The organism is Rhizobium sp. L43, assembly GCF_002531725.1.
Classification (GTDB): domain Bacteria; phylum Pseudomonadota; class Alphaproteobacteria; order Rhizobiales; family Rhizobiaceae; genus Rhizobium.
Map to the genome: position 1 here is coordinate 63,540 of NZ_NWSQ01000023.1, position 13,420 is coordinate 76,959.

The 13,420-nt window shown below is 61.5% G+C and carries 15 protein-coding genes; 11 read left to right on the forward strand and 4 right to left on the reverse strand.

The features are described 5' to 3' along the window. Positions 1 to 104 precede the first annotated feature (104 nt). Positions 105 to 560, reverse strand: coding sequence for a tol-pal system-associated acyl-CoA thioesterase (gene ybgC, locus CO667_RS26125; protein WP_012485098.1), 456 nt, complete (start codon positions 558 to 560; stop codon positions 105 to 107). A gap of 156 nt (positions 561 to 716) precedes the next feature. Between ybgC and CO667_RS26130 the strand changes: the two genes are divergently transcribed. The 7 genes from CO667_RS26130 to CO667_RS26160 all read left to right on the forward strand — a co-directional run bounded on the left by CO667_RS26130 (position 717) and on the right by CO667_RS26160 (position 7,109). Continuing rightward, positions 717 to 1,937 carry an NAD-dependent epimerase/dehydratase family protein gene (locus CO667_RS26130; RefSeq protein ID WP_097621187.1) on the forward strand — a complete coding sequence of 407 codons (1,221 nt, stop codon included), beginning with the start codon at positions 717 to 719 and terminating at the stop codon, positions 1,935 to 1,937. Positions 1,938 to 2,121: 184 nt separating this feature from the next. Further along, the gene (locus tag CO667_RS26135; RefSeq protein ID WP_097621188.1) at positions 2,122 to 2,946 is read left to right on the forward strand and encodes a glycosyltransferase; all 825 of its coding nucleotides are present in this window, start codon (positions 2,122 to 2,124) and stop codon (positions 2,944 to 2,946) included. Further along, a complete protein-coding gene (locus CO667_RS26140) occupies positions 2,943 to 3,860 on the forward strand; it encodes an NAD(P)-dependent oxidoreductase (RefSeq protein WP_097621189.1) in 918 nt (305 codons plus the stop codon). Before CO667_RS26135 ends, CO667_RS26140 begins: the two co-directional genes overlap by 4 nt. Before the next feature lie 55 nt (positions 3,861 to 3,915). After that, a complete protein-coding gene (locus CO667_RS26145; protein ID WP_097621190.1) occupies positions 3,916 to 4,623 on the forward strand; it encodes a hypothetical protein in 708 nt (235 codons plus the stop codon). A 119-nt stretch (positions 4,624 to 4,742) separates the two neighbouring features. Next, positions 4,743 to 5,330, forward strand: coding sequence for a 5-formyltetrahydrofolate cyclo-ligase (locus CO667_RS26150; protein ID WP_097621191.1), 588 nt, complete (start codon positions 4,743 to 4,745; stop codon positions 5,328 to 5,330). 3 nt (positions 5,331 to 5,333) lie between these two features. After that, entirely contained in the window at positions 5,334 to 6,158 is an 825-nt protein-coding gene (locus CO667_RS26155) for a TIGR00282 family metallophosphoesterase (protein ID WP_097621192.1), read from the forward strand. Positions 6,159 to 6,263: 105 nt separating this feature from the next. Continuing rightward, a complete protein-coding gene (locus CO667_RS26160) occupies positions 6,264 to 7,109 on the forward strand; it encodes an MBL fold metallo-hydrolase (protein ID WP_097621193.1) in 846 nt (281 codons plus the stop codon). A 32-nt stretch (positions 7,110 to 7,141) separates the two neighbouring features. Here the strand turns inward: CO667_RS26160 and CO667_RS26165 are convergent, their stop codons facing one another. Further along, on the reverse strand, positions 7,142 to 7,645 hold the full coding sequence (locus tag CO667_RS26165) for a pyridoxamine 5'-phosphate oxidase family protein (RefSeq protein ID WP_097621194.1): 504 nt from the start codon (positions 7,643 to 7,645) through the stop codon (positions 7,142 to 7,144). Positions 7,646 to 7,782: 137 nt separating this feature from the next. Here CO667_RS26165 and CO667_RS35985 point away from each other — a divergent pair, with 137 nt between their 5' ends. The 3 genes from CO667_RS35985 (at position 7,783) to CO667_RS26175 (ending at position 9,080) form a co-directional block, all read left to right on the forward strand. After that, complete coding sequence (locus CO667_RS35985) at positions 7,783 to 8,052, forward strand: hypothetical protein (RefSeq protein ID WP_245433295.1); 270 nt, start codon at positions 7,783 to 7,785, stop codon at positions 8,050 to 8,052. Beyond that, positions 8,053 to 8,217, forward strand: a complete 165-nt coding sequence (locus tag CO667_RS36390; RefSeq protein WP_348627815.1) for a DUF6636 domain-containing protein — start codon at positions 8,053 to 8,055, stop codon at positions 8,215 to 8,217. Positions 8,218 to 8,333: 116 nt separating this feature from the next. Further along, complete coding sequence (locus CO667_RS26175; RefSeq protein ID WP_097621195.1) at positions 8,334 to 9,080, forward strand: YebC/PmpR family DNA-binding transcriptional regulator; 747 nt, start codon at positions 8,334 to 8,336, stop codon at positions 9,078 to 9,080. Positions 9,081 to 9,175: 95 nt separating this feature from the next. Here the strand turns inward: CO667_RS26175 and CO667_RS26180 are convergent, their stop codons facing one another. Both CO667_RS26180 and CO667_RS26185 read right to left on the reverse strand, forming a co-directional pair. Further along, positions 9,176 to 10,177 (reverse strand): LLM class flavin-dependent oxidoreductase, encoded by a 1,002-nt coding sequence (locus CO667_RS26180; RefSeq protein WP_097621196.1) that lies wholly within the window; start codon positions 10,175 to 10,177, stop codon positions 9,176 to 9,178. Between the two features lie 126 nt (positions 10,178 to 10,303). Further along, on the reverse strand, positions 10,304 to 12,619 hold the full coding sequence (locus CO667_RS26185; protein WP_097621197.1) for a methyl-accepting chemotaxis protein: 2,316 nt from the start codon (positions 12,617 to 12,619) through the stop codon (positions 10,304 to 10,306). A 240-nt stretch (positions 12,620 to 12,859) separates the two neighbouring features. On the opposite strand from CO667_RS26185, the gene ruvC reads away from it, so the two are divergent. Continuing rightward, on the forward strand, positions 12,860 to 13,369 hold the full coding sequence (ruvC, locus tag CO667_RS26190) for a crossover junction endodeoxyribonuclease RuvC (RefSeq protein WP_097615001.1): 510 nt from the start codon (positions 12,860 to 12,862) through the stop codon (positions 13,367 to 13,369). The last annotated feature ends 51 nt before the right edge of the window (positions 13,370 to 13,420 follow it).

Below are 13,420 nucleotides of genomic sequence, written 5' to 3' on the forward strand. Positions count from 1 at the left end.
TGACCGGAGCAAGATCCGGCTGCCCGAGCGCTCATCCTGCGGCGCGGGAATTCCTTCACATATAACTCAAGTTTTGACAAGCCTGAACTCCAGGCTATTCGCCGCTATAGCGGCGTGCTGCCTTCCAGGAATTTCGCCGCCAGAGTTTCCGGCAGCCGCCGCGGCCGCCCCCGGGCGTTGATGACGGCGATGATCACCTTGGCGGCGATCAGCAGCGTCTCGCCCGAACGGATCTGCTGATTGAGCACCATCTTGGCGCCGCCAGCCTTCTCCGTATGCGTCAGGATCGTCAGCACATCGTCCATGCGCGCCGGGCTCTTAAAGTCGATCTCCATGCGGTGGACGACGAAGACCAGGCCTTCCTCATCGGCGCTGACGAGCTCGCGCTGTTCGACGCCGAGGCAGCGCAGATAGTCGGTGCGGCCGCGCTCGAGGAAATGCAGGTAGCGGGCGTGATAGACCAGGCCGGAGAAATCCGTGTCTTCATAATAGACCCGCTGGACGAGGCGGTGTCCGGCCTCCGTCAGCTCTCCCGAAATGGAAAAAGGGCGTTCCGTCATAATTTTCTCCAAACTTCGGTGCCCTCTTTGGCGCAACGCTTCCCGGCAGGCAAGCATTGAATGCCCGGCAGGCAGGCCCCGGCAGACAGGCATTGAATGATTGTCATAATTCCTAACTATTCCCGATAACGAACGAACCGATCAGGAGACGATGCGATGAAGATTGCGGTTATGGGCGGAGACGGTTTCATTGGTTGGCCGACATCGCTGCATCTCTCCGATGCCGGTCACGACGTCCATATCCTCGACAATCTCTCGCGCCGCTGGATCGACACCGAACTCGGCGTTCAGTCGCTGACGCCGATGGATTCGATCCAGGAGCGCACCCGCATCTGGCATGCCGAAACCGGACGCCGCATCCACTTCAATCTGATCGATCTCGCCAGGGACTACGAACTCTTGAAGAACTGGCTTTCCGAACACCGCCCGGATGCTGTCATCCATTTCGCCGAGCAGCGGGCCGCGCCCTATTCGATGAAAAGCGACCGCCACAAGAACTACACCGTCAACAACAATGTCAGCGCCACGCACAACCTCTTGAACGCGTTGACCGAGCTCAATCTCGACGCCCATCTCATCCATCTCGGCACCATGGGCGTCTACGGCTATTCCACGGTCGGCGCGGCCATCCCCGAAGGCTACCTGCCGGTCGGCATCGAAACGCCAGCCGGCGAGACGGTCAGCCAGGAGATCCTCTATCCCTCCAATCCCGGCTCGATCTACCACATGACCAAGTGCCTGGATCAGCTTCTCTTCCAGTTCTACGCCAAGAACGACGGGCTCAGGATCACCGACCTGCACCAGGGCATCGTCTGGGGCACGCATACCGAGCAGACGCGCCGCCACGCGCAGCTCATCAACCGTTTCGATTACGACGGCGATTACGGCACGGTGCTGAACCGTTTCCTCATCCAGGCGGCAATCGGCTATCCGCTGACGGTGCACGGCACCGGCGGCCAGACCCGCGCCTTCATCCATATCCAGGATTCGGTGCGCTGCATCGAGCTGGCGCTGAAAAACCCGCCGGCCCGCGGCGCGCGCGTCGAGATCTTCAACCAGATGACGGAAACCCACCGGGTGCGCGACCTCGCCCAGATGATCGCCAGGATGAGCGGCGCCGACATCGCCTGGCTGCCCAACCCGCGCAAGGAAGCCGCCGAGAACGAGTTGATCGTCCAGAACGAAAAGTTCCGCAATCTCGGCCTCGAACCGATCACGCTGGAAACAGGCCTGCTCGGCGAGATCGTCGACGTCGCGAAAAAATTCGCCTATCGCGTCGACCGCTCGCGCGTTCCAGCCGTCTCCGCCTGGACCAAGGACATCGCCGCGACGATCAATCACGATCCGGAAGGCAAGCGGCTGAAGTCGGTTTCGTGAACGGTGTCTTATTGTTGAAACCCTGCCAGTCCAACGATCTCCCCCTCATTCCTGTGCTTGTCACAGGAATCCAGCGCGCCCAAGTCTTTGGGCGCAGGAGAGTTATTCACGGCGCCGACGCGCCGTGGCTGGATTCCTGTGACAAGCACAGGAATGAGGGATGGCGAGGAGGTGGTCGGCTACGATGACCTCTACCTCAAACCTTGCCTACGTCACCCTCGTCACCAATGCCGACTACGCCATGGGCGCCACCGCCCTCGCCCACTCCCTGCGCCGCACCGGCACCAGCGCCGACATCGTCATCCTCCACACCGGCGGCGTCGATGCGGCCGCCCTCGCCCCGCTCAAGATCCTCGCCTGCCGCCTGATCGAGGTCGAGCACCTGCCGCTGTCTGCCGCCTTCAACGAGCGCCATGCCCGCGGCCAGCTTCACTCGGCCGCCCCCTTCACCAAGGGCCGCAAGCCGGATTTCCATTCGCCGCTCGACAATTTCTGCAAGCTCAGGCTGTGGCAGCTCGTCGAATACGAGCGCTGCGTCTTCATCGACGCCGACGCCCTCGTGCTGAAGAATGTCGATAGGCTGTTCCTCTATCCGGAATTTTCCGCCGCCCCCAATGTCTATGAAAGTCTCGCCGACTTCCGCCGCATGAATTCCGGCGTCTTCGTCGCCACGCCTTCGCATGACACATTCCGGCACATGCTCGAAAGGCTCGACAGAGGAGACATTTTCTGGCGGCGCACCGATCAGACCTTTCTCGAGACGTTCTTCCCGGATTGGCACGGCCTGCCTGTTTATTTCAACATGCTGCAATATGTATGGTTCACCATGCCGGAGCTTTGGGACTGGAAGAGCATTTCGATCCTGCATTACCAGTATGAAAAACCGTGGGAAAAAGATCATCCCAAGGCAGCGCGACTACAACCCTTGATCGATTTATGGCACCGTCTCCACGATGGCGGCGACGTGCCCGAGATCGCGGCGCTGAACAATCCGGAAGGGGCAGCATGAAGGTACTGGTATCTGGCGGAACGGGTCTCGTCGGCCGGTATGTCGTCGAAGAACTGCTGGCCGCCGGCTATCAGGTGATCGTCGGCGGACGCCGTGCGCCGCATCCGCGCCTCTTCTCCCGCCCGGTCGAGTTCGCAGCCCTTTCGCTTGATCCCGACAAGGATCAGATCGACATTTTCGACGACGCGTATTTTTTCGTCCACGCCGCCTTCAGCCATATCCCGGGCAAATACCGCGGCGGCGAGGGCGACGATCCCAAAACCTTCCAGAGGCTGAATCTCGACGGCACCGTCCGGCTTTTCGAAGCTGCCAAACGCGCCGGCACGCGCCGCTGCGTCTTCCTGTCCAGCCGCGCCGCCTACGGCGAACATCCCGGGGGAAGCGAGCTGACGGAGACGATGCTGGCCAAGCCCGAAACACTCTACGGCCAGGTCAAGCTCGATGCCGAGCGAGCGCTTGCCCACCTCTCCACGCCGGGTTTTGCCGGCGTGAGCCTGCGGGCGACCGGCATCTATGGCGATCTCTCGCCCAACAAATGGGACGGCCTGATCGCCGATTACCTCGCCGGCCGGCCGATTGCGTCACGTGTGGGAACGGAAGTTCACGGCCGCGACCTCGGGCGGGCGGTACGGCTGATGCTGGAGACGGAAAGCAACCGCATCTCCGGCGAGATTTTCAACGTCTCAGACATCGCGGTCGACACGAGTGATATCCTTTCAGCCATCCGCCGCGAAACGGGCTGTCGACACGCGCCGCCGCCGCCCGGCGATAGGATGGCGCTCAATCCCATGAGCACAGCGAAAATCCGCGTGCTCGGCTGGGAGCCGGGCGGAACCCCGCTATTCCAAGAGACGATGCGGCGGCTGGCCGCGGCACTGCCGGCATCCCCGAGACACAGGTCCACGCAAGTCTGATTTTGCAGGATGCACCTGAATTGCAATCGGGGCCCGAGCTGTCGGGATATTGTCCATGCAGATCGCAACCACGTCTGCCTCCATCATCTTGCGCGGCGCGTCTTCGGCAACGGCCATATCCGCCACGAGAGACGAGACCGATCAGGATGTGCTGAAACTGCAGCGCACTGCCCAGGCGCTGCAACAGATGCGGCAGACGCTGGCGAGCTCGGAAGACGAGGACAAGACGAAGGCGCAACGCAAGCTCGAAGAGGCACAGCAGCAGTTGGAGATGCTGCGCAGTTCCAACATGCCGCCTGAAGTGGTTGCCCGGCTGGCCGCAGAACTGGCACGCAAGGTCGGCACCGCCGCCTCCGAGTTCGCATCATCGGTGGCGACCGGGAGCTCGGCAGCCGTCGCCCCGGCAGATGCGACCTCGGATGCAACGGCGACCGCAACGAGCGGGGCCGATGCTGCGCTGACGGATACTTCAGGAGAAACCGGAACCACTGCAACCGGCTCGCAGGAACCGGACGCCGCCACCAGCGCCCGCAACGCCTATCAGAGCGTCGCCGAGGACGCCTCGAAATTCTCGAACATCTCGGCTGATGATCGAGAAACGATGGAGGAGTTCAAGGCGGTCGTGCGCGAACTCAAGCAACTGCTCGAAAAGGCGATGCACGACCTGCGGCAGCAGAACCGGCAGGCGGGAGCCAACGCCGTTCCTGATATGGCGGGTTTCTTCAGCGCCACCGCGACAATTCCGACAAGTATCGTCGTCTGACCTTCAGCCACATCTGGCGAAAAGGGCGTGAAACACGCGCGGCACTGTCGCATCCGGCATTTGCATCGCGCATCCGGCCGTCTATGCTCGGTCGAACTTTCCCATATCCGGCAGATCGAATGACCGCTAAAGAATTGAAAGCGCAGCTGCGCAACGAACGCCTGTCCGCACGCGACGCCATCCCGGCCGAGAAACGCGCCGCCAAAAGTCTAGCGATGGCTGATCATGCCGGCGAAGCCGTCGGTTTTACGCTGGGCACGATCGTCTCCGGCTTCCTGCCGATCCGTTCAGAGGCCGATCTCAGGCCGCTGATGGCGCGTTTTGCCGTGCGCGGTGCGCGGCTTTGCGTACCGGCGATCCTCGACCGGCAGACCATCGTCTTTCGCGAACTGGCGGAGGGTGCGCCGCTTGTCGATACCGGTTTCGGCACGGTCGGCCCCGGCGCGAATGCCGCCATTCTCGATCCCGAGATCATGCTGGTGCCGCTTTCGGCCTTCGATATCAGCGGCCACCGCATCGGCTACGGCGCCGGCCATTATGACCGCGCCATCAGCCGGCTAAGGCAAAAAGGCCTGCATCCGAAGCTGATCGGCATTGCATTCGACTGCCAGGAAGTGGCACATGTGCCCGCTGAGCCGCACGACATAAGCCTGGATGCCATCCTGACAGAAAGCGGCCTTCGCTTTTTTGCCTCTTGGATTGGATAGGGAATGCGGCTGCTTTTTCTGGGTGACATGGTCGGCAAGACGGGACGCACGGCGGTCTGGGATCGCCTCCCCGGCCTGATCTCCGACCTCAGGCTCGATTTCGTCGTCGTCAACGGCGAGAATGCCGCCGGCGGCTTCGGCATCACCGAAGACATTTTTCTGGAGACGATTAATGCCGGCGCCGACGTAGTGACGACGGGCAATCACGTCTGGGACCAGAAGGAAGCGGTCGCTTTTGCCGGGCGGCACGATCAATTCCTGAGGCCGGCCAACTATCCGCAAGGCACGCCCGGCCGCGGCTCCGGCCTGTTCTATGCCCGGAACGGCGCGCGTGTGCTCGTCGCCAACGTCATGGGCCGGGTCTTCATGCATCCCGAACTCGACGACCCCTTCAAATCGGCGGAAGTGATCCTCGCCGCCTGCCCGCTCAAGGAGCAGGCCGATGCGATCATCTTCGATTTCCATGCAGAGGCGACCAGCGAGAAGCAGTGCTTCGGCCATTTCGTCGACGGCCGCGCCAGTTTCGTCGTCGGTACCCACACGCATGTGCCGACGGCCGATGCACAGATCCTGAATGGCGGCACCGCCTATATGTCGGATGCCGGCATGTGCGGCGATTACGACTCTTCACTCGGCATGGACAAGGAAGAGCCGCTCAATCGCTTCATCTCCAAAATGCCGAAGGGCCGCATGGAAGCAGCAAACGGCCCCGCTACGATCTGCGGCGTCGGCGTCGAGATTTCCGATAGAACGGGATTGGCTGAAAGGATCGCTCCGCTCCGTCTCGGACCGCGGCTTGCCGAAACGGTGCCGGAGTTCTGGCGGTAATCCACGCGCAACACACAATTGTGAGCACCCCTGGCCTGGACCACTGCGACCTCATGCCGCATCCTCCCGCCGCCAATTCGAAGTGATGGAGCGCCGGAGGGTGGCATGAAGCCGCAATATCTTGTTCTCGCTATCGCATGCCTTGCGGCCTTCGCCGCGCCAGCTCCTGCCGGAGCGGAGGAACATCGAACACCCGTCAGCCAGTGCCAGGCGATCGCGCAGAATGTCCCGAAGGTAACCTTCGCAAGCTTTTCCGGCACGGCACCGTTGACGCCGGCCGTCTCGGAAGGCGAAGACGTCAAACTCACCTTCCTCGGCCATTCCACCTTCGAGATCGAAACCCCCGGCGGCATCGTCATCGCGACAGACTATAACGGCTGGTACAGGCCGGCAACGATGCCCGACGTCGTGACCATGAACAAGGCGCATACGAGCCATTTCACCTTGGCGCCCGATCCTGAAATCAAGCATGTCCTTCATGGCTGGAGCGATGTTCCAGGCGAGAAGGCCGAGATCAAACTCGTCATTGGCGATGCCTATATCCGCAACGTCCCGACAGATATCCGCTTCAGCTATGGCCTCGGCGGTTCGCAGGAGAACGGCAATTCCATCTTCATTTTCGAAATCGCCGGCCTCTGCATCGGCCATCTCGGTCACTTGCACTATGAGCTGACGGATGCCCATTACACCGAGATCGGCCGCCTCGATGTCGTGATGGTCCCGGTCGATGGCGGCCTGACCATGGGCGCCGACAGCATGAGCCGCGTCATCAAGCGGCTACGCTCGTCGTTGATCTTGCCGATGCACCGGCGCGGCCCGCCGGTCGACGCCTTCGTTTCGATGTTCGGCAAGGATTTCGATATCGCCAATGCGCCCGATGACAGCATCACCGTCTCCATGCGCACGCTGCCGAAAAAGCCGCTGATCTATGTGCTGAAGGGTGTGCAATAGAAAGGCCGGCTGCTTTTTCCGGCCTTTGCTCGTCAGGCGAACTGCAGGTGACGCTTGATGCCGACATCCGGCATCTTGTCGTCATCGAGATTGGCCTTGGCGATCTCCCAGCCGAATTTCAGTGCGTTGCCTGTGGAAACCCAGATCTCGGCATCGTCGACATGCAGGGAAAGCATGGTGAGCTTAGGATCCTTCTTGCCGCCGTCATACCAGGCAGCAATGATTGAACTCCAATACTCCTCGATCTTAGAAGGGTCAGGACGCACGTCGATCACACCGGCAAGGCAGGCGTGATAGTCGTGATCCTTGCCGATGACGCAGAAATGCGCGCGGCTGCCGGGCTTGATGGCGCGCACGATATCGGCATCGGTCTTGGTATAGAACCAGATCGTGTTGGTGGTGGGATCGGCATGCGGCGCCATCGGCTGCATGTGCATGTCCAGCCCGGAAATCCCAAGCATGCCGGCATGAACATCGTTGACCTGATCCCAGAGCTGACGTGCTGGCTGTTCCTGCGCATCGCTGAGACTTGCCATGACCGTTCCTTTCCATTGGATGGGGTTCGGTTGAAACGCCATCCCCTCGCCTTTGTTCCCCGCAGAAGCAGCGGGCGACGTCGTCTTTTCAGCGTGCGGGAATATGCGATAGTGCGCCTGACCGAGAAAGGATCACCATGCGGCCAAAACATGCGATTCTGACTTTGATTTTTTGTGCAGCCTTTGCGCCGACAGACCTTGCGGCAGAAAAGACCTTCAAGCCCGACCAGAATGGCCAGGTCGTCTTCGTCGCGCCCACAAGGAATATCGGCTGTGTCTATACGCCAAAGGGCGGCGTCGAAATGTACGTTCCCGAAGACGGCGGTCCGGAGCTTGCCTGCGAGCGAAAAGAGCCGCTCTACGTCCGCCTCATCCTGTCGGCGAGCGGCAAGGCCACTATCTTCTAGATGGTCGGCGATACCGCCTGCTGCAGCGAGGAACATATTCTCGACTATGGCGAGACCTGGAGGGGTGGCCCCTATTCCTGCACCTCCGGCACTGAGGGGCTGCGTTGCCGACGCCGGGACGGACATGGTTTCTTCGCCAGCCGTAGGCGGTTGACGGTTGACTGAGACGGGCGGCAGGCCCGCGCATCGTGTGGCAAATCCACCGCTTTTTCCTTGAACGGGTGCCGTTTCGCTCTTATAAGGCGGCCCATTCCGAACAATGAGACGTGAACAGGGGTGCCATGGCTGGCCATTCACAGTTTAAAAACATCATGCACCGCAAAGGCCGTCAGGATGCCGTGCGGTCGAAAATGTTCTCCAAGCTTGCGCGCGAAATCACCGTTGCCGCCAAGGCCGGCCTGCCCGACCCGACGATGAACGCCCGCCTTCGCCTGGCGATTCAGAATGCCAAGGCCCAGTCCATGCCGAAGGATAATATCGATCGCGCCATCAAGAAGGCAGCCGGCGCCGACGGCGAAAACTACGATGAAGTCCGCTACGAGGGTTATGGCCCGGGCGGCACGGCGATCATCGTCGAGGCCCTGACCGACAACCGCAATCGCACCGCCTCCAACGTCCGCTCGATCTTCACCAAGGCCGGCGGCGCGCTTGGCGAAACCGGTTCCGTGTCCTTCTCCTTCGACCATGTCGGCGAAATTACCTACAAGCTTTCAGCCGGCGACGCCGACAAAATGATGGAAGCCGCAATCGAAGCCGGCGCCGACGATGTCGAGACCGACGAGGACGGCCACTACATCACCTGCGGCTTCGAAACCCTCGGCGAAGTATCGAAAGCCCTGGAATCAAGCCTCGGCGAAGCCGAAACCGTCAAGGCAGTCTGGCGCGCCCAGAACAACGTTCCGGTGGACGAGGAAAAGGCGCAGTCGCTGATGAAGCTCATCGATAGCCTGGAAGACGATGACGACGTGCAGAACGTCTATTCGAACTTCGAGGTTTCGGAAGAAGTGCTGGCGAAGCTCTCGGCCTGATAGTTCAGGCAATCATCAATCGAAAACCCGGCTGTGACGCCGGGTTTTTTGTCTGTGGAAGATGAATCTTCGGCCGGAGTACCGGCTGCGAAACCCTATGCGGCGGCCCGCATGAAATTTCCCAGCCCCGCGAACAGTTCCACCGACCTCAGCCGCGCCTCGATGTCGTGGATCGGCATCGAGATGATCACCTCGTCGGCCTGCGTTTCCTTCAGAAACGCCGTCAATTTCGCCTCCGCCGTCTGCGGCGACCCCACCACGGCGTAACGCAGCGTGTGTTCGACATTCATCTTCTCCATCGGCGACCAGAAATTTTCCATATCGGCCACCGGGCGGGGGAACGGGCCACGGACATTACGGCGCAGGTTGACGAACTGCTGCTCGGCGGAGGTAAAATGGTAGCGCGCTTCCTCGTCCGTTGTCGCCACCGCGCCCATGACGCCGACCATGACATAGGGCTTGTCGAGCGTCGCCGAGGGCTGGAAGCGGTCGCGGTAGATCGCGATCGCATCGAGCAGCATGTCGGGCGCGAAATGTGAGGCGAAGGCATAGGGAAGCCCGAGCATGGCGGCAAGCTGGGCGCTGTACAGGCTGGAGCCGAGCAGCCAGATCGGAATATGCGAGCCATTGCCTGGAACCGCGAGGATCGCCTGGTTCTCGACCGGCGTGCCGAGCAGCTGCTGCAATTCCACCACATCGTTCGGGAAGCTATTGGCGCCGGCTTCGAGGTTGCGCCGCAGCGCCTGTGCCGTGCGCATATCGGTTCCCGGCGCCCGCCCGAGGCCGAGATCGACACGGCCGGGGAAGAGCGCCTCCAGCGTGCCGAACTGCTCGGCGATGACGAGCGGCGAATGATTGGGCAGCATGATGCCGCCGGAGCCGATGCGGATGCGTGTTGTCGCGGCCCCGACATGACCGATGACCACTGATGTCGCGGCGCTGGCGATCCCCGGCATGCCGTGATGCTCGGCGAGCCAGAAGCGCTTGTAGCCGAATTCCTCGGCCTTCCCAGCCATCCGTGCCGAGCTATCGAGAGACTGCCGGACACTGCTGCCTTCGGCAATGGGGGAGAGGTCGAGTATGGAGAAGGGAACCATGGGAAACCTGCCGGGCGGTTTGAAGGATGCCGTCTATGTAGGTTGCCGCCGCTGCCATTCCAAACCATGGACGCAACAAAAAGGGCCGCGCGAACGCGACCCTTGCCAAAGGTCAGAAGCCACGGCTTAGCGGTGACGGCGCAGCACATGCACCTCGGCGCTCGGCTGGTGGAGGCCCTGCGGCAGTGTGAAATTGCCGAGCTGGCGGTCCATTTCCAAAGCTTCCGTCGCCAGCCGGTGGATCGCTTCCGTCGTCTCCTCGACCATCGAGGCGTTCTGCTGCGTCATCGCATCGAGTTCGGCGACGGCGCTGTTGATCTCACGCAGCGTATTCGCCTCCTCGCGGGTCGCACCCATGATCTCGGTGATCTGTCCGTTGATCGCCTCGACATGGGCGCCGATGCCGGTCAGCGCAACGCCGGCCTTTTCCACAAGCGCCACGCCGCTTTCGACCTCATGCGTCGATTTCTGCAGCAGGCTGGAAATCTCCTTGGCGGCACTCGACGAGCGCTGGGCCAGTTCGCGCACTTCCATGGCGACGACGGCAAAACCCTTGCCCGATTCACCGGCGCGCGCCGCCTCGACGCCGGCATTGAGCGCCAGCAGGTTGGTCTGGAAAGCGATGTCGTCGATAACCGAGATGATCGTGTTGATCTGGCGCGAAGAGGTCTGGATCGCCTCCATCGCGGCGATCGTCTCCTGCATGATCTGGCCGGAGCCGGTCGTCTCCTTCTTGGCGTCGCGGGCGATGCGCTCGGCCTGTTCGGCCCGCTCGATCTGCCGGCGGACGGACTGGGTGATGGCGCTGATCGCATTCGCCGTCTCGGTGATGGAGCCCGCCTGGCGCTCGGTGCGCCCGGCAAGTTCGTCGGCGCCGGTCCGCATCTCCTCGGAGCCGGCGCGCACCGCCATCGAGTTGCCGCCGATTGCAGTCATGGTTTCGCTCAGCGTCGCGAGTGCCTCGTTGAAATTGATGCGCAGGCTTTCGAGTTCGTTGGGGAAGCGGGTATCGATCTGATAGGCGAGATCGCCGCTCGCAAGATGATGCAGGCCCTCATCGATCGCCTCGACCACCTGCTGCAGCGTCTTCGCCTCGGCCTCGCGCTCGGCCAGATTCTGCTGGCGGTCGTGCTCGGCCTGCAGGCGCGTCTGTTCGCTGGCCGTTTCGAGCTCTCGGCTTTCGATCAGCGACTGCCGGAAGCGGGCGAGCGCGTTGGCCATCGTGCCGATCTCGTCCTTGCGGTTCAGGCTGCCGATCTCGCTGTCGAGCTTGCCGTCGGCAACATCACGGGTGACGCCGGCAAGCCGTGCGAGCGGCGAAAACAGGAAATTGGTGACAAGCCCGGTCGCGACCGCCATGACGACGAGCACGCCGATGCCGATCATCGTCAGCAGCGTGGCGATCTCGATCGAGCCGGCATTGAGTTCGCTGAGGAGCACGCTCTCGACCACGAGGAAGCGGTCGCCGCGATAATCGATGCCGCGGACATAGGCGCGGGCCGCGCCGTCTGCCCGGCTGAAATCGGCAACCGTCATCGCCGAACTGGCAAGCGCGCTCTGGATGAAGGTGAAAGGCGTCGCATCGAGCATCGCAAGCTTACCGGCCGCATCGAGACCGATAGCGGACCCATCGCCGGAGACGATCGCCGCCCGCGCCGTGCTGCCCTGGACAATGCCCTTGGCGAGGATGCCGGTGACGATCTCGTCGCGCACCTTGAAAAGGATGATGCCCTTGGCCGCCCCGAGCTTGATGATCGGCACGGCATAGAAGATCGCCGGCTTGCTGCTGCCAACATCGACGCGAAGGCCGGAAAAACCTGTCGGCGCGGCATCATCGGTCGCCTTGGCGGTATTCTCGATCGCCTTGGCAAAAGCGATGCCGGCGCCGGTCGCCTTCCAGGCGTCCGACTTCAGGTTCTCGGCGAAGTCGTCCTCCTTCTTGTAGGAATAGAGGACCGTACCGTCGAGATCGGCGATCAGCAGGTCGCTGAAGGCGGTATCCTCGAGGTCGCGGGCGACTTCGCCCTGTGTCTTCTCGTGGTTCGAATAATAAAAGCCGCTCGGCCCTTCCGGCTTCATCAGTTTCTCGCGCTGGTCGGCCGGGTTGGGATTGCCCGATATGAAAACCTTCTTCAGTTCGGCGCGGGCATCGCCCGAGGTCTTCTCGATGGTCTTCCAGCCGCTTTTCAGGCTGGTGATCGACATTTGCAGCGCTTCGATGCGCGCGATGGAATTCGCCTGGTTTTCGAGCTGCGTCAGCTGGTCCTGCAGCATGTCGCCGCGAAAGATCAGCACGCTTTCCTTGGCCTTCAGCGCCTGCTCGTCGGAGATCCGGCTGCTGGCGAAATAGCCAAGCACGTCGATCACCGCGATCGACAGCATGGTCAGCAGAATGAATGTGGCAATGACCTTGAAGGACAGGGATTGAAATCTCTGTGCCATGTACTACGAACCCCTCTGAACGCGTCTGCCAGCCTCGGCACACAGCGCATGCCTGATCACTGACCTGTAAACAGAACATCGGGGGCTTAATCTTTGCGAAAAGAAGCCCCTCTCGTATTGACGACTAGATTTCAGGCATCTGTTTTAATTCGCGGTAAATGGCGCGGCCTAAATCCATGAGTGTTTTTGTTTTGTTCACATATCGGTGGCAGTTATTTCGCAAGCGCTATAGGTTGAACCATGCAAAATACGATTCGCATCGTCGGCATCGATCCCGGACTGCGCCGCACCGGCTGGGGAATTATCGACACGCTGGGCAATTCCCTCCGATTTGTCGCCTCCGGAACGGTGACCTCCGATGGAGACATGGACCTCGCCTCCCGCCTCTGCCAGCTGCATGACGGATTGGCGGAGGTCGTTCACAGCTATAAGCCGGATGAAGCCGCCGTCGAACAGACTTTCGTCAACAAGGATGCAGTGGCGACGCTGAAGCTCGGCCAGGCCCGCGGTATCGCCATGCTGGTGCCGGCCCGCGCCGGCTTGCCGGTCTCCGAATATGCCCCGAACGCCGTGAAGAAGGCCGTCATCGGCGTCGGCCACGGCGAAAAACACCAGATCCACATGATGTTGAAGATCCTGATGCCGAAAGTCGAATTCAAGGGTGACGACGCCGCCGACGCCCTGGCGATCGCCATCTGCCATGCGCATAATCGCGGCAGCAACCGGATGCGCCAGGCGCTGGCCGGCTAATCTGTTCTTGACTTGTTCCCATTCGATGATAAGTAATACCTCAGAGGTATT

Excerpts from the sequence above, each read along its gene's own strand:
- ybgC (WP_012485098.1), bottom strand. The coding sequence starts at position 560 with ATGACGGAACGCCCTTTTTCCATTTCGGGAGAGCTGACGGAGGCCGGA.
- CO667_RS26130 (WP_097621187.1), top strand. The coding sequence starts at position 717 with ATGAAGATTGCGGTTATGGGCGGAGACGGTTTCATTGGTTGGCCGACA.
- CO667_RS26135 (WP_097621188.1), top strand. The coding sequence starts at position 2,122 with ATGACCTCTACCTCAAACCTTGCCTACGTCACCCTCGTCACCAATGCC.
- CO667_RS26140 (WP_097621189.1), top strand. The coding sequence starts at position 2,943 with ATGAAGGTACTGGTATCTGGCGGAACGGGTCTCGTCGGCCGGTATGTC.
- CO667_RS26145 (WP_097621190.1), top strand. The coding sequence starts at position 3,916 with ATGCAGATCGCAACCACGTCTGCCTCCATCATCTTGCGCGGCGCGTCT.
- CO667_RS26150 (WP_097621191.1), top strand. The coding sequence starts at position 4,743 with ATGACCGCTAAAGAATTGAAAGCGCAGCTGCGCAACGAACGCCTGTCC.
- CO667_RS26155 (WP_097621192.1), top strand. The coding sequence starts at position 5,334 with ATGCGGCTGCTTTTTCTGGGTGACATGGTCGGCAAGACGGGACGCACG.
- CO667_RS26160 (WP_097621193.1), top strand. The coding sequence starts at position 6,264 with ATGAAGCCGCAATATCTTGTTCTCGCTATCGCATGCCTTGCGGCCTTC.
- CO667_RS26165 (WP_097621194.1), bottom strand. The coding sequence starts at position 7,645 with ATGGCAAGTCTCAGCGATGCGCAGGAACAGCCAGCACGTCAGCTCTGG.
- CO667_RS35985 (WP_245433295.1), top strand. The coding sequence starts at position 7,783 with ATGCGGCCAAAACATGCGATTCTGACTTTGATTTTTTGTGCAGCCTTT.
- CO667_RS36390 (WP_348627815.1), top strand. The coding sequence starts at position 8,053 with ATGGTCGGCGATACCGCCTGCTGCAGCGAGGAACATATTCTCGACTAT.
- CO667_RS26175 (WP_097621195.1), top strand. The coding sequence starts at position 8,334 with ATGGCTGGCCATTCACAGTTTAAAAACATCATGCACCGCAAAGGCCGT.
- CO667_RS26180 (WP_097621196.1), bottom strand. The coding sequence starts at position 10,177 with ATGGTTCCCTTCTCCATACTCGACCTCTCCCCCATTGCCGAAGGCAGC.
- CO667_RS26185 (WP_097621197.1), bottom strand. The coding sequence starts at position 12,619 with ATGGCACAGAGATTTCAATCCCTGTCCTTCAAGGTCATTGCCACATTC.
- ruvC (WP_097615001.1), top strand. The coding sequence starts at position 12,860 with ATGCAAAATACGATTCGCATCGTCGGCATCGATCCCGGACTGCGCCGC.